At 36.8% G+C, this 23,408-nt stretch carries 17 protein-coding genes; 6 read left to right on the top strand and 11 right to left on the bottom strand.

Annotated features, from left to right (window positions below):
• Positions 1-96: 96 nt before the first annotated feature.
• Together ABVM52_RS15730 and ABVM52_RS15735 are read left to right on the top strand one after the other, a co-directional pair.
• A complete protein-coding gene (locus tag ABVM52_RS15730) occupies positions 97-2,175 on the top strand; it encodes a M1 family metallopeptidase (RefSeq protein ID WP_405382030.1) in 2,079 nt (692 codons plus the stop codon).
• A 1-nt stretch (position 2,176) separates the two neighbouring features.
• Positions 2,177-3,091 (top strand): patatin family protein, encoded by a 915-nt coding sequence (locus tag ABVM52_RS15735; protein WP_405382031.1) that lies wholly within the window; start codon positions 2,177-2,179, stop codon positions 3,089-3,091.
• Between the two features lie 38 nt (positions 3,092-3,129).
• Here ABVM52_RS15735 and ABVM52_RS15740 read toward each other — a convergent pair whose 3' ends face one another.
• From ABVM52_RS15740 to ABVM52_RS15755, 4 genes are all read right to left on the bottom strand, one after another.
• Complete coding sequence (locus ABVM52_RS15740; RefSeq protein ID WP_405382032.1) at positions 3,130-3,648, bottom strand: hypothetical protein; 519 nt, start codon at positions 3,646-3,648, stop codon at positions 3,130-3,132.
• Between the two features lie 89 nt (positions 3,649-3,737).
• Entirely contained in the window at positions 3,738-4,508 is a 771-nt protein-coding gene (locus ABVM52_RS15745; RefSeq protein ID WP_405382033.1) for a hypothetical protein, read from the bottom strand.
• A 6-nt stretch (positions 4,509-4,514) separates the two neighbouring features.
• On the bottom strand, positions 4,515-6,092 hold the full coding sequence (locus ABVM52_RS15750) for an FMN-binding glutamate synthase family protein (RefSeq protein ID WP_405382034.1): 1,578 nt from the start codon (positions 6,090-6,092) through the stop codon (positions 4,515-4,517).
• Positions 6,093-6,097: 5 nt separating this feature from the next.
• Positions 6,098-7,408 (bottom strand): amidohydrolase, encoded by a 1,311-nt coding sequence (locus tag ABVM52_RS15755; protein ID WP_405382035.1) that lies wholly within the window; start codon positions 7,406-7,408, stop codon positions 6,098-6,100.
• 206 nt (positions 7,409-7,614) lie between these two features.
• Between ABVM52_RS15755 and ABVM52_RS15760 the strand changes: the two genes are divergently transcribed.
• Together ABVM52_RS15760 and ABVM52_RS15765 are read left to right on the top strand one after the other, a co-directional pair.
• Complete coding sequence (locus ABVM52_RS15760) at positions 7,615-9,942, top strand: ATP-dependent helicase (RefSeq protein ID WP_405382037.1); 2,328 nt, start codon at positions 7,615-7,617, stop codon at positions 9,940-9,942.
• Between the two features lie 45 nt (positions 9,943-9,987).
• Complete coding sequence (locus ABVM52_RS15765; protein WP_405382038.1) at positions 9,988-10,608, top strand: L-threonylcarbamoyladenylate synthase; 621 nt, start codon at positions 9,988-9,990, stop codon at positions 10,606-10,608.
• 78 nt (positions 10,609-10,686) lie between these two features.
• On the opposite strand, the gene ABVM52_RS15770 is transcribed toward ABVM52_RS15765, so the two are convergent.
• The 3 genes from ABVM52_RS15770 to ABVM52_RS15780 all read right to left on the bottom strand — a co-directional run bounded on the left by ABVM52_RS15770 (position 10,687) and on the right by ABVM52_RS15780 (position 13,100).
• Positions 10,687-11,541 (bottom strand): flagellar motor protein MotB, encoded by an 855-nt coding sequence (locus ABVM52_RS15770; RefSeq protein ID WP_405382039.1) that lies wholly within the window; start codon positions 11,539-11,541, stop codon positions 10,687-10,689.
• A 98-nt stretch (positions 11,542-11,639) separates the two neighbouring features.
• Entirely contained in the window at positions 11,640-12,641 is a 1,002-nt protein-coding gene (locus tag ABVM52_RS15775; RefSeq protein ID WP_405382040.1) for a glycosyltransferase family 2 protein, read from the bottom strand.
• 12 nt (positions 12,642-12,653) lie between these two features.
• On the bottom strand, positions 12,654-13,100 hold the full coding sequence (locus ABVM52_RS15780; protein ID WP_405382041.1) for a type I restriction enzyme HsdR N-terminal domain-containing protein: 447 nt from the start codon (positions 13,098-13,100) through the stop codon (positions 12,654-12,656).
• Between the two features lie 26 nt (positions 13,101-13,126).
• Between ABVM52_RS15780 and holA the strand changes: the two genes are divergently transcribed.
• Positions 13,127-14,128: a DNA polymerase III subunit delta gene (gene holA, locus ABVM52_RS15785; RefSeq protein WP_405382042.1), complete on the top strand. Its 1,002-nt coding sequence runs from the start codon at positions 13,127-13,129 to the stop codon at positions 14,126-14,128.
• A 2-nt stretch (positions 14,129-14,130) separates the two neighbouring features.
• Here the strand turns inward: holA and ABVM52_RS15790 are convergent, their stop codons facing one another.
• Together ABVM52_RS15790 and ABVM52_RS15795 are read right to left on the bottom strand one after the other, a co-directional pair.
• Positions 14,131-14,508 (bottom strand): DoxX family protein, encoded by a 378-nt coding sequence (locus ABVM52_RS15790; protein ID WP_405382043.1) that lies wholly within the window; start codon positions 14,506-14,508, stop codon positions 14,131-14,133.
• Positions 14,509-14,742: 234 nt separating this feature from the next.
• A complete protein-coding gene (locus tag ABVM52_RS15795) occupies positions 14,743-14,928 on the bottom strand; it encodes a hypothetical protein (RefSeq protein WP_405382044.1) in 186 nt (61 codons plus the stop codon).
• 206 nt (positions 14,929-15,134) lie between these two features.
• On the opposite strand from ABVM52_RS15795, the gene ABVM52_RS15800 reads away from it, so the two are divergent.
• Positions 15,135-17,915: a M16 family metallopeptidase gene (locus ABVM52_RS15800; RefSeq protein ID WP_405382045.1), complete on the top strand. Its 2,781-nt coding sequence runs from the start codon at positions 15,135-15,137 to the stop codon at positions 17,913-17,915.
• 69 nt (positions 17,916-17,984) lie between these two features.
• On the opposite strand, the gene ABVM52_RS15805 is transcribed toward ABVM52_RS15800, so the two are convergent.
• Together ABVM52_RS15805 and ABVM52_RS15810 are read right to left on the bottom strand one after the other, a co-directional pair.
• Positions 17,985-20,396, bottom strand: coding sequence for a thiamine pyrophosphate-dependent enzyme (locus tag ABVM52_RS15805; protein WP_405382046.1), 2,412 nt, complete (start codon positions 20,394-20,396; stop codon positions 17,985-17,987).
• 157 nt (positions 20,397-20,553) lie between these two features.
• On the bottom strand, positions 20,554-23,403 hold the full coding sequence (locus tag ABVM52_RS15810) for a metalloprotease (RefSeq protein WP_405382047.1): 2,850 nt from the start codon (positions 23,401-23,403) through the stop codon (positions 20,554-20,556).
• Between the last annotated feature and the right edge of the window lie 5 nt (positions 23,404-23,408).

The raw sequence follows: 23,408 nt of genomic DNA on the forward strand, positions 1-23,408 counted from the left end.
CTAAACACGTTTAACTACAAGTGGCTGCCCATTTTTACTGAAAAGGTGTTTCATTTTACATTTTTTTATATAAGTAAAGCCAAATATATTTACCATATGAAACCTGTTGTACTACTCTTTTTTATCTTCACATTTGCTTCTGGTAAAGCGCAGAACAACACTATTGACTTTGTTAGATTAGCTGCCACCATTACTCCAGATACGGTAACTAAGGAAATTCATGGAAATGTGCTTTATAATTTTTTACAAAGTGATAATACGGATTCTATCTATATTGATGCTAAAAATATTAATGTTTTGGAATTTAGGTTGAACGGAAGAAAACGGGAAGTTTTCAATGACGGAAAAAGAATTGGTTTTCGTGCACCTAAAAAGAATGGTGAGCATAAAGTGCGGTTAGCCTACATGGCACAACCTAAACAAGCCCTATATTTTGTAGGGTTTGATGATTCCATAAAAGGAAACGAGCAGATTTGGACACAAGGACAAGGAAAATATACCAGCCATTGGTTGCCTTCTTTTGATGACATGACAGAGAAGGTAGAGGTAGACCTTACCATTATTTGTGATAAAAACTATGAGGTTGTTGCCAATGGGTCTTTAAAGACCAAGAATCCTATAGATGATAAGATGTCATGGAGTTTTAACATGGAAAACCCTATGAGTAGTTATTTGATCGCCTTTGTCATCGGTCAATATGAGAAAGAAACCTTACGGTCAGAAAGTGGTATTCCCATAGAAAACTACTATTATCCAAAAGATGTATTGAAAGTGGAGCCAACGTACAGGTATACCAAACAAATATTCGATTTTTTGGAAAAAGAAATAGGGGTAGACTACCCTTGGCAAAATTATAAACAAGTACCTGTCCATGATTTCCTTTATGCCGGAATGGAAAATACAGGAGCAACACTTTTTTCTGATGCCTATATTGTGGATAGTGTGGCGGTTAAGGATAAGAATTATTTTAATATTAATGCCCATGAGCTTGCACACCAATGGTTCGGCAATTTGGTAACCGAAGAAAGTGGCGGTCATCATTGGTTACAAGAAGGTTTTGCTACATATTATGCTTATTTGGCAGAACGGGATATTAATGGCGAAAATAACTTTTATTGGAAATACCATGAAACAGCTTTGACCTTAAGAGAACAAGATAATAATGGTTTAGGACAATCATTGCTTGATCCCAAAGCCAATAGTTTAACCTTTTACGAAAAAGGTGCTTGGGCCCTGTTGATGTTAAGGGAAGAATTAGGTGATCAAGCTTTTAAGGAAGGAATAAAATCCTACTTAAATACCTATAGATTTAATAATGCTACCGTAACTAATTTTCTAACAGAGATGGAGGCTGCTAGTGGCAAAAGATTAGATTCTTTTAAGCACGAATGGTTGGTAGAAACTACATTCCCTTATGAGCAGGCTATAGCATTCTTGAGAACTCATAGTAGTGCTATTGACCAATATTATAGTATAAAAGAAACTATTGAATCAACTGAAGCGTATTATAAGGATTCAATTGTGACTTCCTATTGGAATGATACAACATCCATAAATTTAAAGAAACAGTTGATTTTAGATTTTCATTCCAGGATCAGTGATGCAAAGTTAAACGAACTGCTTACTGAAAAAGAGATGATGCCAAGACAAAGTTTAGCTATAGCCAGAGATCCTATTTTTAAGACTTTAAAGCCCTTGTTTGAATCTATGCTAAAAGATGAAAGTTACCTTACTAAAGAAACCGTCTTTTACAAGTTATGGGTAGAATTCCCTGAAGATAGAGTTACCTACTTAAATAGCTTAAAAGATGAAATAGGCATGCCCAACAAAAATATTCGTACACTTTGGTTAGCTTTGGCAATGGTTACACCAAGTTATAATTTGGTAAAGAAATCAGGGTATTTAAATGAGTTGAAAAGTTATACTTCTTCTATATATAATACAGAGGTTAGGCAAAACGCATTTATGTATCTTTCTAACTTAAAGGTGTTGGAGGGTGAAGCTTTGGAGAATTTAATTAAGGCCACGAATCATCATTCTTGGCAATTTAGAAATTTTGCAAGAAGTATTTTGGATGAAGAATTAAAGGATGAAGTCCAACGAAAAAATATAGAATCGCTTTCAAAGAAAATGAATACAAAAGATTTGCAGTACCTTAAGAGAAAAATGAAATAGCATGAGGGCTTTGGTAATTTCTGGTGGTGGTAGTAAAGGGGCTTTTGCCGGTGGGGTGGCCCAGTATCTTATACAGGAAGGGGGTAGAACCTATGACCTTTTTGTGGGGACTTCAACGGGAAGTTTATTAATTTCTCATTTAGCACTGGGTAAATTAGATAAGATAAAGGAAATCTACTCCAATGTAAATCAGGATAGTATTTTTAATAATTGTCCTTTTTTAATTAGAAAAGTACATGGTAATGAAGAAATTTCTATAAACCACTGGAAGGTACTGGGGAACTTTTTAAGGGGAAAAAAAACTTTTGGGGAAAGTGAAAACCTAAGAAAATTAATACGACAGAGTTTAACCGTTGAAGAGTTCAATACTTTAAAAAATGGTCCAAAGGATGTAGTGATAACTGTTTCTAATCTTTCTTTGAACCAAGTAGAATATAAATCTATAAAGGATTGTACCTATGATGAGTATTGTGATTGGATTTGGATTTCAGCCAATTACACACCATTTATGAGCTTGGTTCGTAAAAACGGATGTGAATACGCAGACGGGGGCCTTGGTAGTATTGTACCCATAGAGGAAGCAATAAAACGTGGGGCTACAGAGGTTGATGTAGTTGTTTTGCACACAGAAGTAAACTATTTAAACCGAGTGGCTTCCAGAAATCCGTTTGAGTTGATTACCACCATGATGAGCTTTATTCTTGATCGTATAGAAAATCAGAATATTAGAATAGGGAAACTGGTGGCCAATCAGAAAAATGCAATTATAAACCTATATTATACACCAACAATCTTAACGACCAATTCATTAATTTTTGATAAACAAAAAATGACTTTATGGTGGAAAAGAGGCTATCTATATGCTAAAAATAAAAATGAGGAAACCAATCCTATAGAACCGAACGTTAACGAGTAATACGGTTCATACAAAATCACATCTACCATTTAAGGCAATTACCATAATGCGTTGATCTCTTTTTTGACAAAGGAAAGTGCGGTTGCAGAAGGAGAGGATTTCTCCATGGTTTCATTTAAGATATCTTCCCTTAATTTATCGGCAGAATCTGTTTCGCTCATAGCAGCCTTACGGATCATTTGGATAGTAGCACTCTTTGCGGCCTTTATCACGTTCCAACATTCATCCGTCATATAAATTTGTTGAGAAAGATTATGGTCAAATTCTGTTTCTATACTTTTAATCAATAAGCTTTCATAAGCTGCTTTGTCATTGGAATGTGGTGAAACACGTACGACTAAATTAGGAATAGAAATACGCTCTAAAAACAAGGCCATTCTTTCATACGCCTGTAACCTAACGGGCAAGGTATCCTTTTGTGAATCCTTGTGAAGTAGAAAACGTCTTCTACCTTCTTCATTGTTGGTGTGCATTCTAAAAAAATAAAAGGCAATGGCACCGGTAACGACTGAAGGCAATAAATAGGCGAAAAGTTGAAATATTTGGTCTGAGCTCATTTTTTTTAGCGTTATTTAATAATTAATACCCCTATTTAACGATGAATATCTTCAATTAGTATAAAGGCTCATCGATGAAATGCAAGTATTTAATTTTTAACATCACCTTTTGCCATATCATAGAATGCTTTATAGTCTGGTTCAAATTTAATTTGAACGGATTCCCTTAAACCCCCATCTGCACCAACGGCAGTAATGCGGTCTCCTTGTACACCATATTCTTTTATAAGAATACTGGCAATGGAGGTTGCCTGTTGCAGGGCAAGGTCTAATTCTCCTGTGATATTCAAACTTGCTACCGTAATCATACTTTTAGGGTTGGCTTTTATTAATTTGGCAATATTTTCTAACCAAGTATTAGCTTCTGCGGACACTTTATTTCCCAAGCCATTATCAAAGAAAAAATCTAATTTTTCTGATACGATTACAGTTCCGTTCGTTACGTTTACATTGGCATTTTCGCCTAAGGTTTGTTTGGCGTGTGTTAACGTCATAATTGCGGTAGAATCATTGCTGGCAATTCCATCAACAATTCCTTTTATTTGCTTTTCTTTTCTCTTTAAGGTAGCTAAGGTTTTGGTAATATTCTCAGAATTCTGACTGGAAAGGGTTGCAAAACTATTTAAATTTTTCATTAAGGTAGCATTTGCATCCTGTAATTCCTTTACCTGTACCTGCATTTCTTCCGCGCGTAACAAACCTAACTTTTCATTTCTTTGAGCGGTACTTACAATTCTCTTTATAGAATCTAATTGAAATTTAAGTTCTTGGTTTTGTGCTATGAGCTCACTTTTTTTCTGCGCTTGTAGGGTATTTAATCCTATTAAAAAAAATGCTGAACATATATATAACTTCATCATGGTCTCTTATGCTTTTAATGTGTTGTCCTCAATTTTGCCGCCAAGATACGAACAGTCTTTTAAATCTTGTACACTTGTAAAGGCTACTTTAACTTTATTGTACCCGTAGGTAGATGCCAAACTTCTGTTCAGGTCATTATCATCTACATTAACCTGTACGTCATCCATGGTAAATTGACTTGGATGTTCATAGCCTGCCGCATGCGTAATTTCTAACAATTCTTTTTTAAAGGTATTAAAGTACTGCGCCAAGCGGTCGGATTTTAGGGGTATGTCTATTCCTTTTTGCAGCCATTTGTTCTGGGTGGCAATACCTGTAGGACATGTATTGTTATGACAAGCTTGTGCTTGTATACAGCCAATACTCATCATAGCTTCTCTTGCAACATTAATACAATCTACGCCCATTGCAAATGCCATTGCCGCTTTTGCAGGAAAGCCTAATTTTCCTGAGCCAATAAAAACAATTCTATCGGTCAGGTTTCTATTTAGGAATACTTTATATAGACTGGAAAAACCATAGACCCAAGGTAGTGAAACATGATCGGCAAATGAGGGTGGTGCGGCGCCGGTACCACCTTCGCCACCATCAACGGTTATAAAATCTGGACCTTTACCCGTTGCTAGCATTAAATCTGCAAGTTCCTCCCATTGATCCAATTTACCAATGGCACCTTTTATTCCTACGGGTAATCCTGTTTCATTTGCAATATCCTCAATAAAAGCCAAAAGTTCTTGCACGTTGGAGAATGCTTTATGCGTAGCAGGTGACAGTACATCCTTACCCACTTCTACGCCCCTGATTTCAGCAAGTTCTGGCGTAATTTTGGCTCCTGGTAAAACACCGCCCTTACCAGGTTTTGCCCCTTGCGATAGTTTTATTTCTATAGCTTTGATACAAGGATTGTCTTCAACCAATTTTTTCATTTTTTCCATGGAAAAATTACCGTCTGGGGTTCTTACGCCAAAATACCCTGTGCCAAAATGAAAAACAATATTGCCTCCATGTTTATGATAGGAAGATAAACCTCCTTCACCTGTATTATGATAGGCCTGCGCTTTTTTGACTCCCTTATTCATGGCTTCTACCGCTGCAGCCGATAGCGAGCCAAAACTCATGGCAGAAACGTTGACAACGCTTGATGGTCTAAATGGTTTTTTACGTTTATTATATAGTCCCATGACCTTGGCGCATGGTACAAAAGTGGGCTCTATAGCATTGGGATGGCCTTCTGGAACGGAAAAGGCCATCATTCTATTTTTTATGAATATATGTTGATGGGCATAAAGGTCACGATCGGAGCCAAAACCTTCATAGTTGTTTTCTTTTTTTGCAGAAGCGTAAATCCATCCTCTTTCAATTCTATTGAACGGTAGTTCTTCCCTGTTATTGGCAACAAAATACTGTCGCATTTCCGGACCAATACTTTCTAACCAATATCTTAAATGCCCCACAATAGGGAAATTGTGTTTAATGGTATGTCGCCTTTGAATAAAGATATCCCAAATTGCAACTAAGAAAAGAAACAAAAAAATCCAAGTCCACCAGGGTAGACTTGGAATATTATCTATAAAATTGTTCATCAATACTATCCTTTTGGTTTTATATCTAAACGTGGGGTTTTGTCACTGTTTAGAAAATCTAGACTCATTTCCGTTAAAGTGCGTACCCCTAAAAGTAAACCACTGTCATCAATAAGAAAATCTGGGGTATGGTGGGGGTAAGATTCTGTATTTCCTGGGGTCATGCCGCCAAGGAAAAAGAAGAACCCGGGTGCTTCTCTTTGAAAATATGAAAAATCCTCTGCTCCGGTAATCGCTTTTTGAATACTTACATTACTTTCACCGGCAACTCTTTTAATGGTAGGGAGCATCTGCTCCACCAATTCAGGATTGTTATAGGTTATATCGGTAGCATCTTTTATTTCGCAAGTGGCCTCACCGCCATATGCTTTAGCAATAGTGCTCACCATTTCAACCATACGCTTGTTCAATTTATCTTTCATATCATAATCCAATGTTCTGATCGTACCGATCATTTCTGCAGATTCTGGAATGATATTAAAACGTACCCCACTTTTTATTTTACCTACCGTTATTACAGCAGCTTCATTGGTTAGGTCCGTTTCTCTACTAATAATGGTCTGTAAGCCGTCAATAATTTTAGCACTTATTAAAATAGGATCCACGCCAGACCATGGTTGGGAGCCATGAGATTGTTTCCCCTTTACTTGTATGGTAAAGCTTTGTGCCGCTGCCATGGTACCACCAGATTTATATTTTATAGTGTTTACAGGTGTTTGCGAGTTAATGTGCAGACCAAAAATGGCATCTACCTTAGGATTGCTCATTACGCCTTCTTTAACCATTAACAATGCGCCGCCTTCTTCTCCTGGTGGTGGACCTTCTTCTGCTGGCTGAAAAATAAATTTTACCGTACCTTTTATCTTGTCCTTATTTTTCGACATAATTTCAGCTACACCCATTAAAATTGCGGTATGGGTATCATGACCGCAAGCATGCATAACACCTACTTTTTCACCCATAAATTCTGAGGTGACGTTGGATTTGTAGGGCAGGTCGTTTCTTTCCGTTACCGGTAAGGCATCTATATCTGCCCTTAAGGCAACGACCTTACCAGGCATATCTCCTTTTAAAATACCCACTACGCCGGTATGGGCTACACCAGTTTGTACTTCAATTCCTAACGATTTTAAATGTTTGGCTATTTTTTCGGCAGTTTTAAATTCACGGTTTCCCAATTCAGGATTTTGATGAATTTCTCTTCTCCATTCTATTACCTTGCCCTCTATGGCCTTATAATCCTTGTCAAGATTTGGTCCTTGCGCGTAGGCGGTAAGTCCAAAAAAAATAAAGGCCAATAATCCTAGTTTTTTCATAATTAGAGTTTAAATTTTAGTAAGCGTTCCTTTATCGGGTTGGTGTTGAATTCATTTTATTTCAACCTTTAGCCTTTTAAATTGGAATTAAAGTTTAAATATATTCAAATTGAAAAGAAATACCATCCATTGTTTATAAATCTAAATGAGATGACTTTTAGTATCCCTCAATAATAGCTAAATTCACACTCTAAATACAAGATGATTTGAGCTCATTTATAGATGAATTGAACGAGGCCCAAAAGGCCCCTGTTTTACATAAGGATGGCCCTTTAATGGTAATTGCGGGAGCCGGATCCGGGAAAACCCGTGTTCTTACGTATAGAATAGCACACTTAATGGCCCAAGGTGTAGATTCCTTTAATATTTTGGCATTGACTTTTACCAACAAGGCCGCACGTGAAATGAAAGCACGTATTGCTACTATAGTAGGCGCCAGTGAAGCAAAAAACTTGTGGATGGGTACTTTTCATTCCGTATTTGCTAAATTATTACGTATTGATGGCAATAAATTGGGCTACCCTGCAAACTTCACGATTTATGATACCCAGGATTCACAACGTTTAATTTCTTCCATCATTAAGGAAATGGGTTTGGATAAGGATATTTATAAGTATAAGCAGATTCAAAATAGAATCTCCTCTTTCAAGAATAGTTTAATTACCGTTAAAGCCTACCGCAACAATCCGGAATTGGTAGAACAGGATGCCATGGCCAAAAAACCTAGGACCGGAGATATTTATGAAAATTATGTGGACCGTTGTTTTAAGGCGGGAGCTATGGATTTTGATGATTTGCTTTTGCGTACCAATGAACTCTTGACAAGATACCCAGATGTATTAATGAAGTATCAAGACCGGTTTAGGTATATTTTGGTAGATGAGTATCAGGATACCAACCATTCTCAATACCTGATCGTAAAAGCATTGGCCGATCGCTTTCAGAATATTTGTGTGGTAGGTGATGATGCCCAGAGTATCTATTCCTTTAGAGGGGCAAATATTAGTAATATATTAAATTTTCAAAAAGACTACGATAATGTGGGTATGTACCGTTTGGAACAGAATTACCGTTCTACCCGGAATATTGTAAATGCCGCTAACTCTATCATTGGTAAAAACCAAAATCAAATTGAAAAAGTTGTTTGGACGGATAACGATGATGGCGCTGCAATTAAAATACATAGGAGTCCTACAGATGCAGAAGAGGGTAGATTTGTGGCCAATTCTATATGGGAGCATAGAATGCAGGAACAAATGTCCAATGGGCAATTTGCCGTTTTGTACAGAACCAACTCACAATCCAGGGCTATAGAAGACGCCCTTAGAAAGCGTGATATTCCTTACCGTATTTATGGAGGTCTGTCTTTTTATCAAAGAAAGGAAATCAAGGATGTACTTTCTTACTTAAGGTTGGTCATCAACCAAAAAGATGAGGAAGCTTTAAAAAGGGTGATAAACTTTCCTGCCAGGGGTATTGGGGGTACTACTTTAGATAAATTAGTTGTTGCCGCTAACCACTACAACCGTTCTATTTTTGAGGTCATGGAGAATATTGACAAAATAGACCTTAAAATTAATGCGGGGACCAAACGCAAACTAACGGATTTTGTGACGATGGTCAAAAGCTTTCAGGTGATGAGCGAATCTGCCGATGCTTTTACCTTGGCAGAACATGTTGCCAAAAAAACCGGTATACTTCTAGAGTTCAAAAAAGACGGTACGCCAGAGGGTATTGGTAAAATGGAGAATATAGAAGAGTTGTTGAATGGTATCAAGGACTTTGTGGAAGGACAAAAAGAAATTGATGAAGCAACGGGAAGTATAAGTGAGTTTTTAGAAGATGTAGCTCTGGCAACAGATTTGGATAATGATACGGGAGATGATGATAGGGTGGCCCTCATGACCATTCACTTGGCCAAAGGACTTGAATTTCCTTATGTGTATATTGTTGGTATGGAAGAAGACCTTTTTCCGTCCGGTATGAGTATGAGTACCCGTAGTGAACTGGAGGAGGAAAGACGCCTTTTCTATGTGGCACTCACCAGGGCAGAAAAACAGGCCTATCTGACCTATACCCAAAATAGATATCGTTGGGGAAAATTAATTGATGCCGAGCCTAGTCGGTTTTTAGAAGAAATTGACGAAAAGTACGTAGAAAACCTTACTCCGGTAGATGGTGGTTACCGTTATAAATCCCTTATCAATGCAGATATATTTGGGGAAGTGGATAAAAGTAGATTACGACAGGTTAAACCTACCAAGGGTACACCACCAAGTATAGGACAGCCAAATACGAACCAACTTAAAAAATTAAGAAAAATAAAACCGCAATTGGCGGTTCCGGTAGGTAATACCAATACTATTGACCCCAATTTAGCGGTAGGATCATTGGTAAACCATAGTAGATTTGGCCGTGGTAAGGTGGTAAAGCTAGAAGGAGTAGGTAATGATAGAAAAGCCGAAATTCTGTTCGATAAGGGCGATATTAAAAAATTGTTATTGCGTTTCGCAAAATTAGAAGTAATAGGATAGTTTGGTATATTTAGTATTGAATAGCAATCTATAAATTGTTAGGTTATGGCCGAGTTCATTAAAATATACGAGGAAAACCCCAACCCTAAAGAAATTAAAAGGGTAGTGGAGGTATTGAGAAAAGGAGGCTTGGTTATTTATCCCACAGATACGGTATATGGACTTGGGTGTGATATTACCAATACAAAGGCGCTGGAGAAAATTGCCAGGATCAAAGGTATAAAATTGGCAAAGGCCAACTGGTCTTTTATTTGTACGGACCTAAGCAACTTGTCCGACTATGTACGTCAAATTGATACAGCTACCTTTAAAATATTAAAACGGGCCTTACCAGGACCGTATACCTTTATATTACCCGGAAACAACAACTTGCCCAAGGAATTTAAAAAAAAGAAAACCGTAGGTATTCGTGTGCCGGATAATACGATTATAAAAACCTTGGTAGAAGCATTAGGTAACCCCATTGTTTCTACATCAATTCGTGATGAAGATGATGTATTGGAATATACGACCGATCCAGAATTAATCTTTGAAAAGTGGGAGAATTTGGTAGATATTGTAATTGATGGAGGTTATGGCGGTAATATTGGATCTACGATTATAGATTTATCCCAAGGCGAACCTGAAATTGTTAGAGAGGGCAAAGGTAGTCTGGATATCCTTTAAATATATATGACACCATATTGTAAATAAAAAAGCGGCCCCTATGAGGCCGCTTTATTTATTTCTAAAATAGAAAGATAATTATTTGTTGATCGCAGGATCTTTCATTCCTTCTTCTATCATGCTATAGAATTGATCAATTTTAGGAAGAACAACTATACGAGTTCTTCTGTTCTTAGATTTTTCTGTAGCAGAAACAGGAACATATTCCGATCTACCTGCAGCTGTCATACGCTTAGGATCAACATTAAAGTCGTTTTGCAAGATACGTACAACGGCAGTAGCACGCTTAACACTCAAATCCCAGTTGTCCAATAAAGATCCATTACCTCTGTATGGTACATCATCTGTATGACCTTCTACCATAAATTCAAAGTCTGGCTTGTTGTTCACAACTTTGGCAACCTTACCTAATACTTCCTTAGCTCTGCTTGTTACGTTATAACTACCGCTGCTAAATAAAAGTTTATCTGAGATAGAAACGAATACCACACCTTTTTCAACGCTGATTTCGATATCTTCATCATCTAAATTGCCTAACACTCCTTTTAAGCTCTGTACCAATGAAAGGTTCACAGAATCTCTACGGGTAATGGCATCATTTAATTTACGAATAGTCAAATCTTTTTCCTGTAAACTCTCCAAAGATTTTTCCAAGTTCTCAGCACCCTTGGTAGTCAAGGTTGTCAAGTTCCCCATATTATTTATTAAATCTTGATTGTTCGCCTTTAAAAATGCATTTTGGTCTTCTAATGTTTGAAGCCTAGAGGAAGCCGTTGCTTTCTCTTCCAAACAATCATTTAATTTTACGGTTGCAGAATTCAATAAATCTTGCGTGTTCTTATGCTTAGCCTCAAGATCTGCATATTTTTTCTGTGAAACACATGAAGACAATAAAAGCGTTACTCCAAGACATCCTAAAAATATTTTCTTCATAATTTTAATCTATATTAATATTTAGTTATTTACTCAATTTTCGCATTTAAGCGATTTCAAAATTATATAATTACTAACTTAGTTATAAAACAGCTTAGTTAATCTTTTACTAAAATGTTAAAATTTCTAATGTTATGTACGAAATACGACCATACTATAGATGTCGTAATGTAATATTTTCTGATAAATTTAGTCTTTTCACGTTTATTGTACATCTTTCTAAACTGCCTGTAAAAGCTTAAATGGGCTCTAAAAATGGCTAAAAAATGCTTGAATCTAAACTGGAATACAAAGCGCAATGCTGCAATACCATCTAAAAGCAGTCTAAGGAAAATTATGACAAATGCTTTTCTAATAGGTAAATTCTTGGTGATGGAAAATAATGAGTTTCTAAAGTTTAAATAGGTTTTTTTAGGGTTCATGTTACTTAAGGTAGAGCCTCCTAAATGATATACGGCAGCATCACCAATATAAAATACTTTATATCCTCTATTTTTAGCACGCCAGCAAAAATCAACTTCTTCTTGGTGGGCAAAATAATCTGGATCAAAACCTTGTAGCTCATTGAATACGGTTCTTTTTACAAACATACATGCACCGGTAGCCCAGAATATTTCTTTGGTATCATTATACTGCCCTTGGTCTTTTTCCAGAGTCTGAAAAATACGCCCCCTGCAAAAAGGGTAACCCAATTGATCAATAAACCCACCTGCTGCACCTGCATATTCAAAATGATCTTTCTTTAATAAATCAAGGATTTTGGGTTGCACGATCGCTATTTCTGGGCGCGTTAAAAACGCTTCTTTAATTGGAGGGATCCAATTAGGGGTAACTTCAACATCTGAATTTAACAAGCAAAAAATATCGGCATCCACTTGTGCCAAAGCATCGTTGTAACCCTTTGCAAACCCGCCGTTCTCTTTGTTCTGTATAATTTGTACGGTTGGGAAGTTGGTACGTACATAGGCCACGGAATCATCCGTAGATGCATTATCCGCTACATAAATAGCCGCATCACCTGAATGTTCAACCACAGAAGGCAAGTAACGCTCCAGCAGGACTTCGCCGTTCCAATTTAATATGACTATTGCAATTTTCAAAACGAAGGCAAATTAACGGCTAAAATCAGGAATCTCCCTCATAAATTCATATTTTTCCGCTTGGGTATCGGTTAGGCAATAAAAATGGGATATGCCATTGGTAACCATTAAGTAGCTGGCATTTAACTGAATATTGTACTGTGCAATCTGGTCAAAAGTTTGTTGAGATATGCTTACATCCGGGGCTTTGCATTCCACCAAAACGTGTAACTCACCATTTGGGTTGAATACGACTATGTCATATCGTTTTACCAGCCCGTTCATCTTTATTTGTTTTTCAACGTTGATATGGCTTAGTGGATATTTTTTTTCTCTCAGTAAATACTGGACAACATGTTGTCTAACCCATTCTTCTGGTGTTAGTACCACAAATTTTTTACGCACATCGTCAAAGATCAAGGTTCTATTTTCGCTATTTTTGACCCTAAAGTTGTAGCTTGGAAAATTTAATGGCTGCATGTTACAAAGTTGATGAATTTTTCTGAATGGATGAAGCAATACAAATAGTCAATGCAATTAAAAAGGGACAAATTAGTCCTATCTATTTTCTATATGGAGAGGAACCCTATTTTATAGACAAGATATCCGATTATATTGGCAATAAGGTCTTAGCCGAAGAGGAAAGGGATTTTAACCAAACCATTCTTTACGGGAAAGATGTTTCTATAGATGATATTGTAGGTAATGCAAAACGATATCCTATGATGGCAGAAAAACAGGTGGTCATTGTTAAAGAGGCACAGCACCTTTCCAGGACCATAGAGCAATTGAGTGCCTATGCAGAAAACCCTCAACAATCTACGGTTTTAGTGGTTTGCTATAAATATAAAAAGCTGGATAAACGAAAGAAACTCTTTAAGATCATTAAAAAATCTGGGGTTATTTTTGAAAGCAAAAAGCTTTATGAAAACAAGGTGGCAGATTGGATCAGAAAAAACCTCTTAAGTAGGGGCTATACCATTACCCATAAAGCGGCAGTTCTTCTGGTGGAATACTTAGGTACGGATTTAAGTAAAATTAGTAAAGAGTTGGATAAACTTAAATTAGCGTTGCCCGTACAAACCGATATTACTCCTCAACATATTGAAGAACATATTGGTATAAGCAAGGATTATAACAATTTTGAATTAAAGAAAGCTATTGGCGAGCGTGATATTGTCAAGGCGGCAAAAATAATTACTTATTTTGCACATAACCCAAAAGATAATCCGTTTGTGCTTACGGTAACTTTATTGAATTCGTTTTTCACCCAATTATTACAGTATCATGGTTTAAGTGATCATTCTCCAAAAAACGTTGCATCAACCCTAGGAATTAACCCTTACTTTGTCAATGAAATCCAAACTGCAGCAAGAAATTATCCCATGAAAAAGGTAAGTGCCATTATATCCAGCTTACGTGAACTGGATTTAAAGGGAAAAGGTGTTGGCACCTCTCCTATGAAAGACGCTGACCTTTTAAAGGAATTACTGTATAAAATTGTATAGATTTATTTTTTATCTATACTGAGTTTACCAGGGCCTACAAGAAATATGGTGATATAGGCTACTAAATAAAGCAAAGCTTTTTCTTTAGTGCCAAAAGGATCTGCACCGTGAGCTATGAAAGCTGCTACGGCCATTGTAATTGCTGTGGGTATGGCAGATAAACGGGTCTTAAAACCAATAATTATTAAAATTGGACAGATAAATTCTCCTATAACCGCCAGAAATAAGGAAGGGGCGGCACCAATGCCTATAGGATCACCAAATTCAAAATTTCCGGAAATGAGTTTTTGGAATTTTGGAAGGCCATGTGTTAACATCATCGCAGAAACGGCTATTCTAAAAAAAGCCAAGCCTAAATCTTTAAAAAGGGGATTTTTCATGTGTTCAAATTATATACCTTAAAAGTATCGCTTTTTTTTCGATTTTCTAAAATAATACGAAGTTCACGTAATAACAAATTTGCTTTGTCCTTATTAATATAAAGCGGGGTTTAATTTTTAAAACATTGTATTAAATGACTTTTAATTTCATTGCAAGATGTGCATATGTATCTAAGCAGCAATCAAGTTTGGTCAACATCGTTCCAAAAGAAGTATAAAAATTCTTGATTGTGTTTAGTCTCTACCAAAAACAACCCCTCTTAATATGTCTGTAGCCTTAGGGTGTATTTTCCATTGAATAGAAAAAGCCCCAATTGTTGTAGCTATCGGTTCTGAATATGAAAGGCCTTTTTTTGCAGCTATAAGTTGTAAAGTCTTAGTATGATACACTTCTAAAACATAGGAAGGGTTATTATCCATAATATTATACTAAATACTAGCATACTCTTTTTAAGAGGAAATTGCAGGTGATGTAATTTTAGATTGGCTATATAATAAGGCTGTTATTTCTGAAACTTCATTTGTTTGACAGTATTGTGTTGGTAATTAGTTATTTAAAGGCAGAAAATCATAGGCTAATCCAAACATAATCTATTATATTTATGATAATCAAAAAAATATTCATCATGAAAAAAATAGTTCTATGTATTTCCTTAGTGGTTTTTATGGTAGGTACAAGCCTAGCACAGGATTTTGAGTTCTCTTCAGATCAAATAGATTTAAAATTTGAACGCTTTGTATTGCCTAATGGATTAACCCTTTTGGTACACGAAGACCATAAGGCACCTATTGCTGCGGTTAATGTTTGGTATCATGTAGGGTCTAAAAATGAAAAATTGGGCAAGAGTGGATTTGCACATTTATTTGAGCATCTCATGTTCAACGGTAGTGAAAATTTTAATGACGATTATTTTCAGGCTTTGGAACGTATTGGTGGTACGGATTTGAACGGAACCACAAATTCTGACCGTACCAATTATTTTCAGAACGTACCAACATCTGCTTTGGATCAAGTACTTTTTTTGGAATCTGATCGTATGGGACATTTGTTAGGAGCTATTGATCAAGCTAAACTTGATGAACAGCGCGGAGTGGTCCAAAATGAAAAGCGACAGGGAGAAAATCAGCCCTATGGCAAACAGTGGGAATTGTTGACCAAAGCCATGTATCCTAAGGGGCATCCTTATTCTTGGACCGTTATTGGTGAAATGGAAGATTTGAACGCTGCTTCATTAGAAGATGTACAGGAATGGTTTAAGGCATATTACGGTGCCGCCAATGCCGTTATTGCTATTGCAGGAGATGTGGACCCGCAAGACGTGCATAAAAAAGTCTTGGACTACTTTGGTGATATTCCTTCCGGGCCTACCGTTATGAGGCAAGAGGTAAACATTCCTGAGAAAGTAACAGATTCATATCAAGTTTACGAAGACAGGGTACCTGAAGCACGTATATTACTTGCTTGGAATACACCTGAGTTCGGAAACCAAGAAGACATACATTTTGACTTGATTTCTGCCATTTTAACCAGCGGTAAAAACTCAAGACTTTATAAGAGATTGGTCTATGATGAGCAATTGGCAAGCTCTGTAGTTTCTTTTCAGTCCTCCAGTGAAATTGCTAGTAATTTTATAACCTGGGCCAATGTAAAACCTGGCGGAGATGCAGAAAGGGTACAAGAAATCATGGAAGAAGAATTAGCCAAACTTATAAAGGACGGTCCAACTGAAAAAGAACTTAAAAGGGTAAAGGCATCCTATTTCTCAAGTTTTATTAAGGGACTGGAGAGAATTGGCGGCTTTGGAGGTGTTTCAGATATACTTGCCTCTAATCAAACTTATTTTGGAGATGCAGGATATTATAAAACCGTTCTAAAATATGTAGAGGATGCTACCATTGCAGATGTACAGGCTACGGCCAAAAAATGGCTTACAAAAGGTAAGCATGTATTATTATGCAAACCGTTTCCGGAATACACAGTAACAGAAAGTTCCGTAGATCGCAGTAAGTTACCTGAGGTAGGTGAAGCAAAGAGTTCGGTATTTCCAGAATTACAAAGAGATAAGTTATCTAACGGTTTAAACATTGTTTTGGCAAAACGAACCGGTGTTCCTACCGTAGTAATGAACCTGATGTTCGATGCTGGCTATAAAACCGATTATCTATCCAGTCCAGGTACGGCAGCTTTGGCAATGAATTTATTGGATGAGGGTACAAAGGAGCTGAATTCTCTGGAAATTAATGAACGGTTACAATTATTGGGTGCAAGCCTTTATAGCTATTCCAATCAAGATAATTCCAACGTCTATTTAAATACCCTTAAACCTAGTTTAAATGCAAGTATAGACTTATTTGCAGATGTAGTTTTAAACCCTGCTTTTCCAGAAAAGGAATTTATAAGGTTAAAAGAGGAACAGATCAATACCATAAACCAAGAAAAGTCACAACCGGTTTCCATGGCCTTGAGGGTAATGAACAAATATTTATACGGAGAGGGGCACCCGTATAGTAATCCGTACACTGGTACTGGCTATGTAGAAACAGTCAATAAACTTACGAAAAGTGATGTGGAGGCATTCTATAAAACTTGGATAAGACCCAATAATGCTACCTTGGTGGTCACCGGTGATGTAGAAATGAAGGATTTGAAAAATAAGCTGGAAAAAGCGTTTGGAAAATGGAAAAAGGCAACGGTGCCCACCATCAATTTTGAAACCCCAAAGGTGAATTCCAAGAACACCTTATATTTAATGGACAGGCCAGAGTCTGAACAATCTGTTATTCTTGCCGGACATTTGACCGAAAAATATGGTGATGTGTCACAAATTGCCTTGGAGCAGATGGTAAGTATCCTTGGGGGCGATTTTACCTCTAGAATCAATATGAACCTGAGGGAGGATAAACATTGGGCCTATGGTGCTAGCGGATTTGTCATGGGGGCCAAGGCAGAAAGACCATTTATTATGTATGCACCCGTTCAAACGGATAAATCTGCAGAATCTGTTACGGAACTTAGAAAGGAAATAGCTGAATTTATTTCTACCAGACCTGTCACCCAAGAAGAATTGGACAAGGTTAAAACCAATCAAATATTAAGTTTGCCGGGGCAATGGGAAACCAATAGTGCGGTAAACCAATCTATTGTCAATATTGTCAAGTATAATTTATCCGATGATTATTATCAAACTTATGACAGTAATGTGAGGAATCTTTCTTTGGATGAAGTTAGGAGTGTTAGCAAGAAAGTTGTGCAACCAGAAAAAGTAAATTGGTTCATGGTAGGGGATAGGGCAAAAATTGCGGAAAATTTAGATGCATTAGGATTTGATGCCATTATTGAGATTGATGCAGATGGTAACCCTAAAATGCCCGCTGTGAAAACGAATACTACGGACATTAAAAACTAAACAAGTTGAAATAAAAAAGCGATGCCCCTTATATTTTTAAGGGGCATCGCTTTTTTTAAATATATCTCACTACCTCAGTTTAGGAAAATTATTTGGATTTGCTTCGTGCATTATAGCATAAACCTTTTCAAATATATCTTCTCTGTTCGGTTTGGAAAAATAATCGCCATCGGTACCATATGCAGGTCTATGCGCTTTGGCACTTAAGGTCTGGGGTGCGCTATCCAAATATTTAAAAGCACCTTGTTTTTCTATAATTTCGTTTAAAAGATATGCGGAACATCCCCCAGGCACATCTTCATCTACCACTAATATTCTATTTGTTTTCTTTATACTGTTGAGCACATCTTTATCCAGGTCAAAAGGTAATAATGTTTGTGCATCAATAATTTCTGCATCTATACCAACTTCCAAAAGCTCTCTTGCTGCTTGTTCAACAATTCTCAATGTTGATCCATAGGAGACAATGGTAATATCGCTGCCTTCCCTAATCGTTTCTACTTTGCCTATAGGCGTACAAAACTCACCAAGATTGCTTGGTCTGGATTCCTTTAACCGATACCCGTTTAAACTTTCTATGACCAAAGCGGGTTCATCACTTTTAAGAAGTGTATTATAAAATCCTGCGGCTTGTGTCATATTTCTAGGAGCCAAAATATAGATACCCCGTAGCAAGTGGATCAAACCTCCCATTTCAGAACCTGAATGCCATATACCTTCTAGTCGATGTCCTCTTGTTCTAATAATTAACGGAGCTTTTTGTTTTCCTGCAGTGCGATACATTAAGGAAGCCAGATCATCTGTTAATGTAGCCAGTGCATAAAAAATATAATCTAAATATTGAATTTCCGCTATTGGTCTTAGACCTCTTAGGGCCATGCCGATACCTTGTCCTATTATTGTTGTTTCTCTAATTCCTGTATCTGCAACCCTAGTTTTTCCATATTTCTCCTGCATACCTTCCAAGCCTTGGTTAACATCACCAATGGCACCGGTGTCTTCCCCAAAAATTAATGTATTAGGATGCTTTTCAAACAATTTGTCAAAGTTATCCCGTAAGATAACGCGACCGTCAACCTGCTCGTTCTCATTTTTATAGGTTGGGGGTATCGCTTTTATATTTGTAGCCTTATTTTCATTTTCATTGTACAGATGTGCGCTATACACATGCTGGGCCTCATCCAAAAATTTGGTTGTCCAATCGTTTAACGCATTTTTTTCGGCGGTCTGCTCTCCTAATAAATACCGTAAAGATTTACGGGCGGCGATAGCCAAATCCTTTTTTATAGGCTCCTCTATGGCGATCAAATCATTCTTGATTTTATTCAAGAAGTTCTTGTTTGAACTTTTAGAGGCTGCTTGGTCAATTAAACTCACCAAATTCTTTTTAGCACTTAGCAAGTTTTCCAAATATTCGCTCCATGCTTCTTTTTTGGCTTCCCTAACGGTACGCTTAATTCGTTTTTCTATGGTTGCCAACTCCTCTTCTGTTGAAATGCCAGATTCCAATATCCATTCCTTAAATCGCTTGTTGCAATCATTATCACGTTCCCACTCTAGTCTGGCGTTATCTTTATATCGTTCATGCGAACCGGAAGTGGAGTGTCCTTGTGGTTGGGTTAACTCTTTTACATGGATTAGTACGGGTACATGCTCCTGACGAGCAATATCGGCCGCATTTTCATAGGCATGCATTAACGCCGTATAATCCCACCCATTAACCTTGAATATTTCAAATCCTGTATCGGTATCTGTACGTTGAAATCCTGATAGTACTTTGGAAATGTCCTCTTTGGTCGTATGGTATTTTGCCGGTACGGATATACCATATTCATCATCCCAAATACTAATGACCATTGGTACTTGCAAAACCCCTGCCGCATTTATGGTCTCAAAGAACATACCTTCGCTGGTGCTGGCATTACCAATGGTGCCCCAAGCAATCTCATTTCCGTTTGAAGAGAATTTAGCGCTATCCAATCCGTCCAATTCCCTGTAGACCTTAGAGGCCTGAGCCAATCCTAAAAGTCTGGGCATTTGCCCCGCTGTGCATGATATGTCCGCACTGCTGTTCTTTTGCTTGGTAAGGTCTTTCCAGCTGCCATCTGAATTAAGGCTATGGGTCAAATAATGACCTCCCATTTGCCTACCTGCGCTCATAGGCTCTTTTTCAATATCCGTTGTGGCGTATAGGGCATGAAAAAAATGTTTTGGTGTCAATAGGCCCAAAGCCATCATAAAGGTTTGGTCCCTGTAGTATCCACTTCTAAAATCTCCGTTTTTGAACGATCGGGCCATGGCCAATTGGGGCAGTTCCTTACCGTCGCCGAAAATTCCAAATTTGGCTTTTCCGGTAAGCACTTCCTTTCTTCCCAATAAACTACAGGTTCTACTTAAAAAAGCAATTTCATAATCACTTATGATCTGCTCCTTAAAGTCGTCAAAAGAAATATCATTACTTGTTTTTGATGAAACGTCCATGTGTGTTACCGATTTTTACAAAACTACCAATTCATGTAGATTTTAACAACGTCGTTGCTAGTTAATTTATTCCATATTTGTCAACAAAAAAGGAGTAAACCTGTAAATTTTTTAATTTAATAATAAAAAATCAGGTTCTGAATTAAAATTTGATAGTTTAAAACCATTTTCTTGTAAATAGTCCAGTCAGGGTTTTTGGACTAACGGTAATAATAAACCTAATTTTCTCTCCATAATTGGGTTGGGACACTTCCCAACCGTTGTTGGAATATAATGGAAGATAGAGTTCAAAGTAATCAGTGACCAGGTTTAAACGAACACCACTATCATACACAAACTTTTCGTTAAACCCTTTATTCTTTACGATACCTGCATCTCCATATAATTCTATCCATCGCCATAAATTAAAGCTTCCGTTGACCGTTGCCATCCAATTATTGGAAAACCTATATTCCTTGTCCAAAAAGGATTTAAATCCGCCTTCCGCAATTATGATTTGTTGACTATAAATTCCGGAATCTTCTGAACGGCCCAAATAGCCATAATCAAATAAATAATCCGTAGGACGATCAAGTGCAAAACTGAAAAAATCTGTCTGGGTCTTATTGCTTAAAAATTTTCCTGCAAAGAACCTAAGATTAAGTTGCCTATTGTTTTCAAATAATTTTCGATACTCATATTCAAAAGCAAGTTTGCTAAAGTTACCTGCTAACTGGAAATCTACAAACCAAGAATTATAATCTAAAATACCATTGTTTCTATTGATGTAACGCGCATTAAACACACTATAATCTGGATTGTCCGGGTCATTGGCCAAATTTTGTAAGGATGGATCAAAATCCCTTAAGATATTTACATACCTAAAAGATAAAAATTCTCTTTTGTTAGATATTAAATCCGCTGGTCTAAAACCCAAACTGAACGAGGGAGTAATAGATGTATATCTGGAATTTACATTGAAATGTGATGTTGAAGCCCCTATGGCGTAGTTGGCAACATACAGTCCGCTTTTGCTCAAATATTTTCTATAACTGAATTTACCATATCCTACGAAGGCTTTTTCCTTAAAGGAATAGGAGGGGGAAAAGTCGTATACAAATGGTCTTTCCAACAAGGTTTTATTATATAGGCGCATGCCTGGTACCCAACCGTCATAAACATTAAAGTTTAAGACCGGTACATAGAAAACCTGATTGAAGTATGGATTTTCCGCATCCTTGAAAAAAGTAAATTTTAATTTTTTGTTGCTGGATAGAAATCCTTTTAACGATTTCCAATTATCCCTTTGATTGAATTCTGGAATTTTTTGATCGTAGTTTAGTACTAATTTATCTTCTTGCTTGTTGGCAATGGTAAATGTCTTTTCTAATTCAATATCCTTAAACCAATATTCAGATATAACAGAATCGTTCTTAAGCCCAAACACCGAGATAGGTACATTGGTGCCTTCTTTGTTCTTAATGGTTACAAAAAGGGAATCTTGTGTTTTCTTGACCTTTTTAATTTTAAAATCTATCTTTCTGTCCGTAGAAACATAATCCTTAAAAAACCAATTGATATCCTTTGTGGTGGCACGTTTTAAAATGGATTCAAAATCAAGCACCTTAACCGTGTTCAATTGATAATATTTATAAAAGGTTTTAATGCTTTCATCTACTTTTTCCTTTCCAATATAATCGGCCAAATATGCCAATCCTAAACCTGCTTTATATTTATTGGCTATTTTTTGATTGAACTTTATCAAAGAATCATTGGGCGTTTGCAAGGCTTGATCTAAATTTTTGCGTGCCGTTAGATTATATAAAAATGAGTATTGGTCATTGAAGTCCATTTTGGCCAATTCAAAACTACGTACGCCCCAAATTCTTGATAATTTTCCTAAAAGCTTTTGGTCCGGATAATATTGCTCCACATAGGCAATCATTAAATAATTGGCTATGGCACTATTCAACCATTGTTCTTTTCTTGGGTTTAAAAACAAGGTTTCCCTTAAAATACTATTAAGAGCGGTTTTTAAAAATTTCATTTCAAATTGAAATTGCTCTTCATAGGGCCTAATAAATGACGGTAACTGATTTAGCCCGTATAGTGGATCCTTATTATAATCCAATTCACTTACCAATACGTTTCTATGAGGATAGGCTCCTAGATTGTGATAGATAAAATCTGCCACTTTGTTGATTGATATGCCTTGCCCAATTGGGCTGTACCGTGGGGCCTTTATATTGGTTAAAAAGGACATGTACGGCGTGGTATGGGTTATAAATTCATCGTTGGTCTTTAAAATGATCTCGCCCCCACGTTGCTTATTTCCTTTTAACTGAGCAAATTGCCCGTTAGGGAAGGTGGTAGATGACATTACATTAAAATTTGAAGCCAGATAAAGACTATCTGGAAATGTAAAATCTATTACCGTATTAGTGACATTGGTATGTAAGTCCTCAAGGTTTTTATTGGAATATAGTGCCCATTTACCATCATAAACGGCAGGGGTCAAATACCAGTCCTTTAAATAATATCCGTCTTTAGCATCATAACCGTATGGAGTAAACTTATTGGGCGGTAATTTTACTTTATAGGTAATGAAAATTTTCGTTGTTTCCTTTGGGGGCAATATATTGTTCAAGGTCACCTTTAAGATATCCTTACCCTCTGTACGGCTCCATTGTAGACCATTATAAGCATCATCTACTACACTTACTATTGTTGTGGTTCCTCTCTCATCTGCCTTGGCAAGGTGGAGGGACTTTTTAAATTCTTGGGCAAATCTTTTTGCAAGTCCCGTATTTTTATCTGAATAAGCATTGGCCCAATCATTAAAATAGAGTACTCCTAAATTATAATTGGAATTGTTGTAATAGGTGAATTCTTGCTTTATCTCAAGTTCTTTGGTGTACTCGTTCAGGTTTACGGTTAGGTTCGTTTCATATTGGGCATAGCCTATGGTGCCCATGGCAAGCATAAGGATACTAATGAACGAAAATAAAGGTGTAAATTTTTGAGTCAAGGCTA

Origin of the sequence: Maribacter sp. LLG6340-A2, assembly GCF_045057105.1 — a bacterium.
GTDB lineage: Bacteria > Bacteroidota > Bacteroidia > Flavobacteriales > Flavobacteriaceae > Maribacter.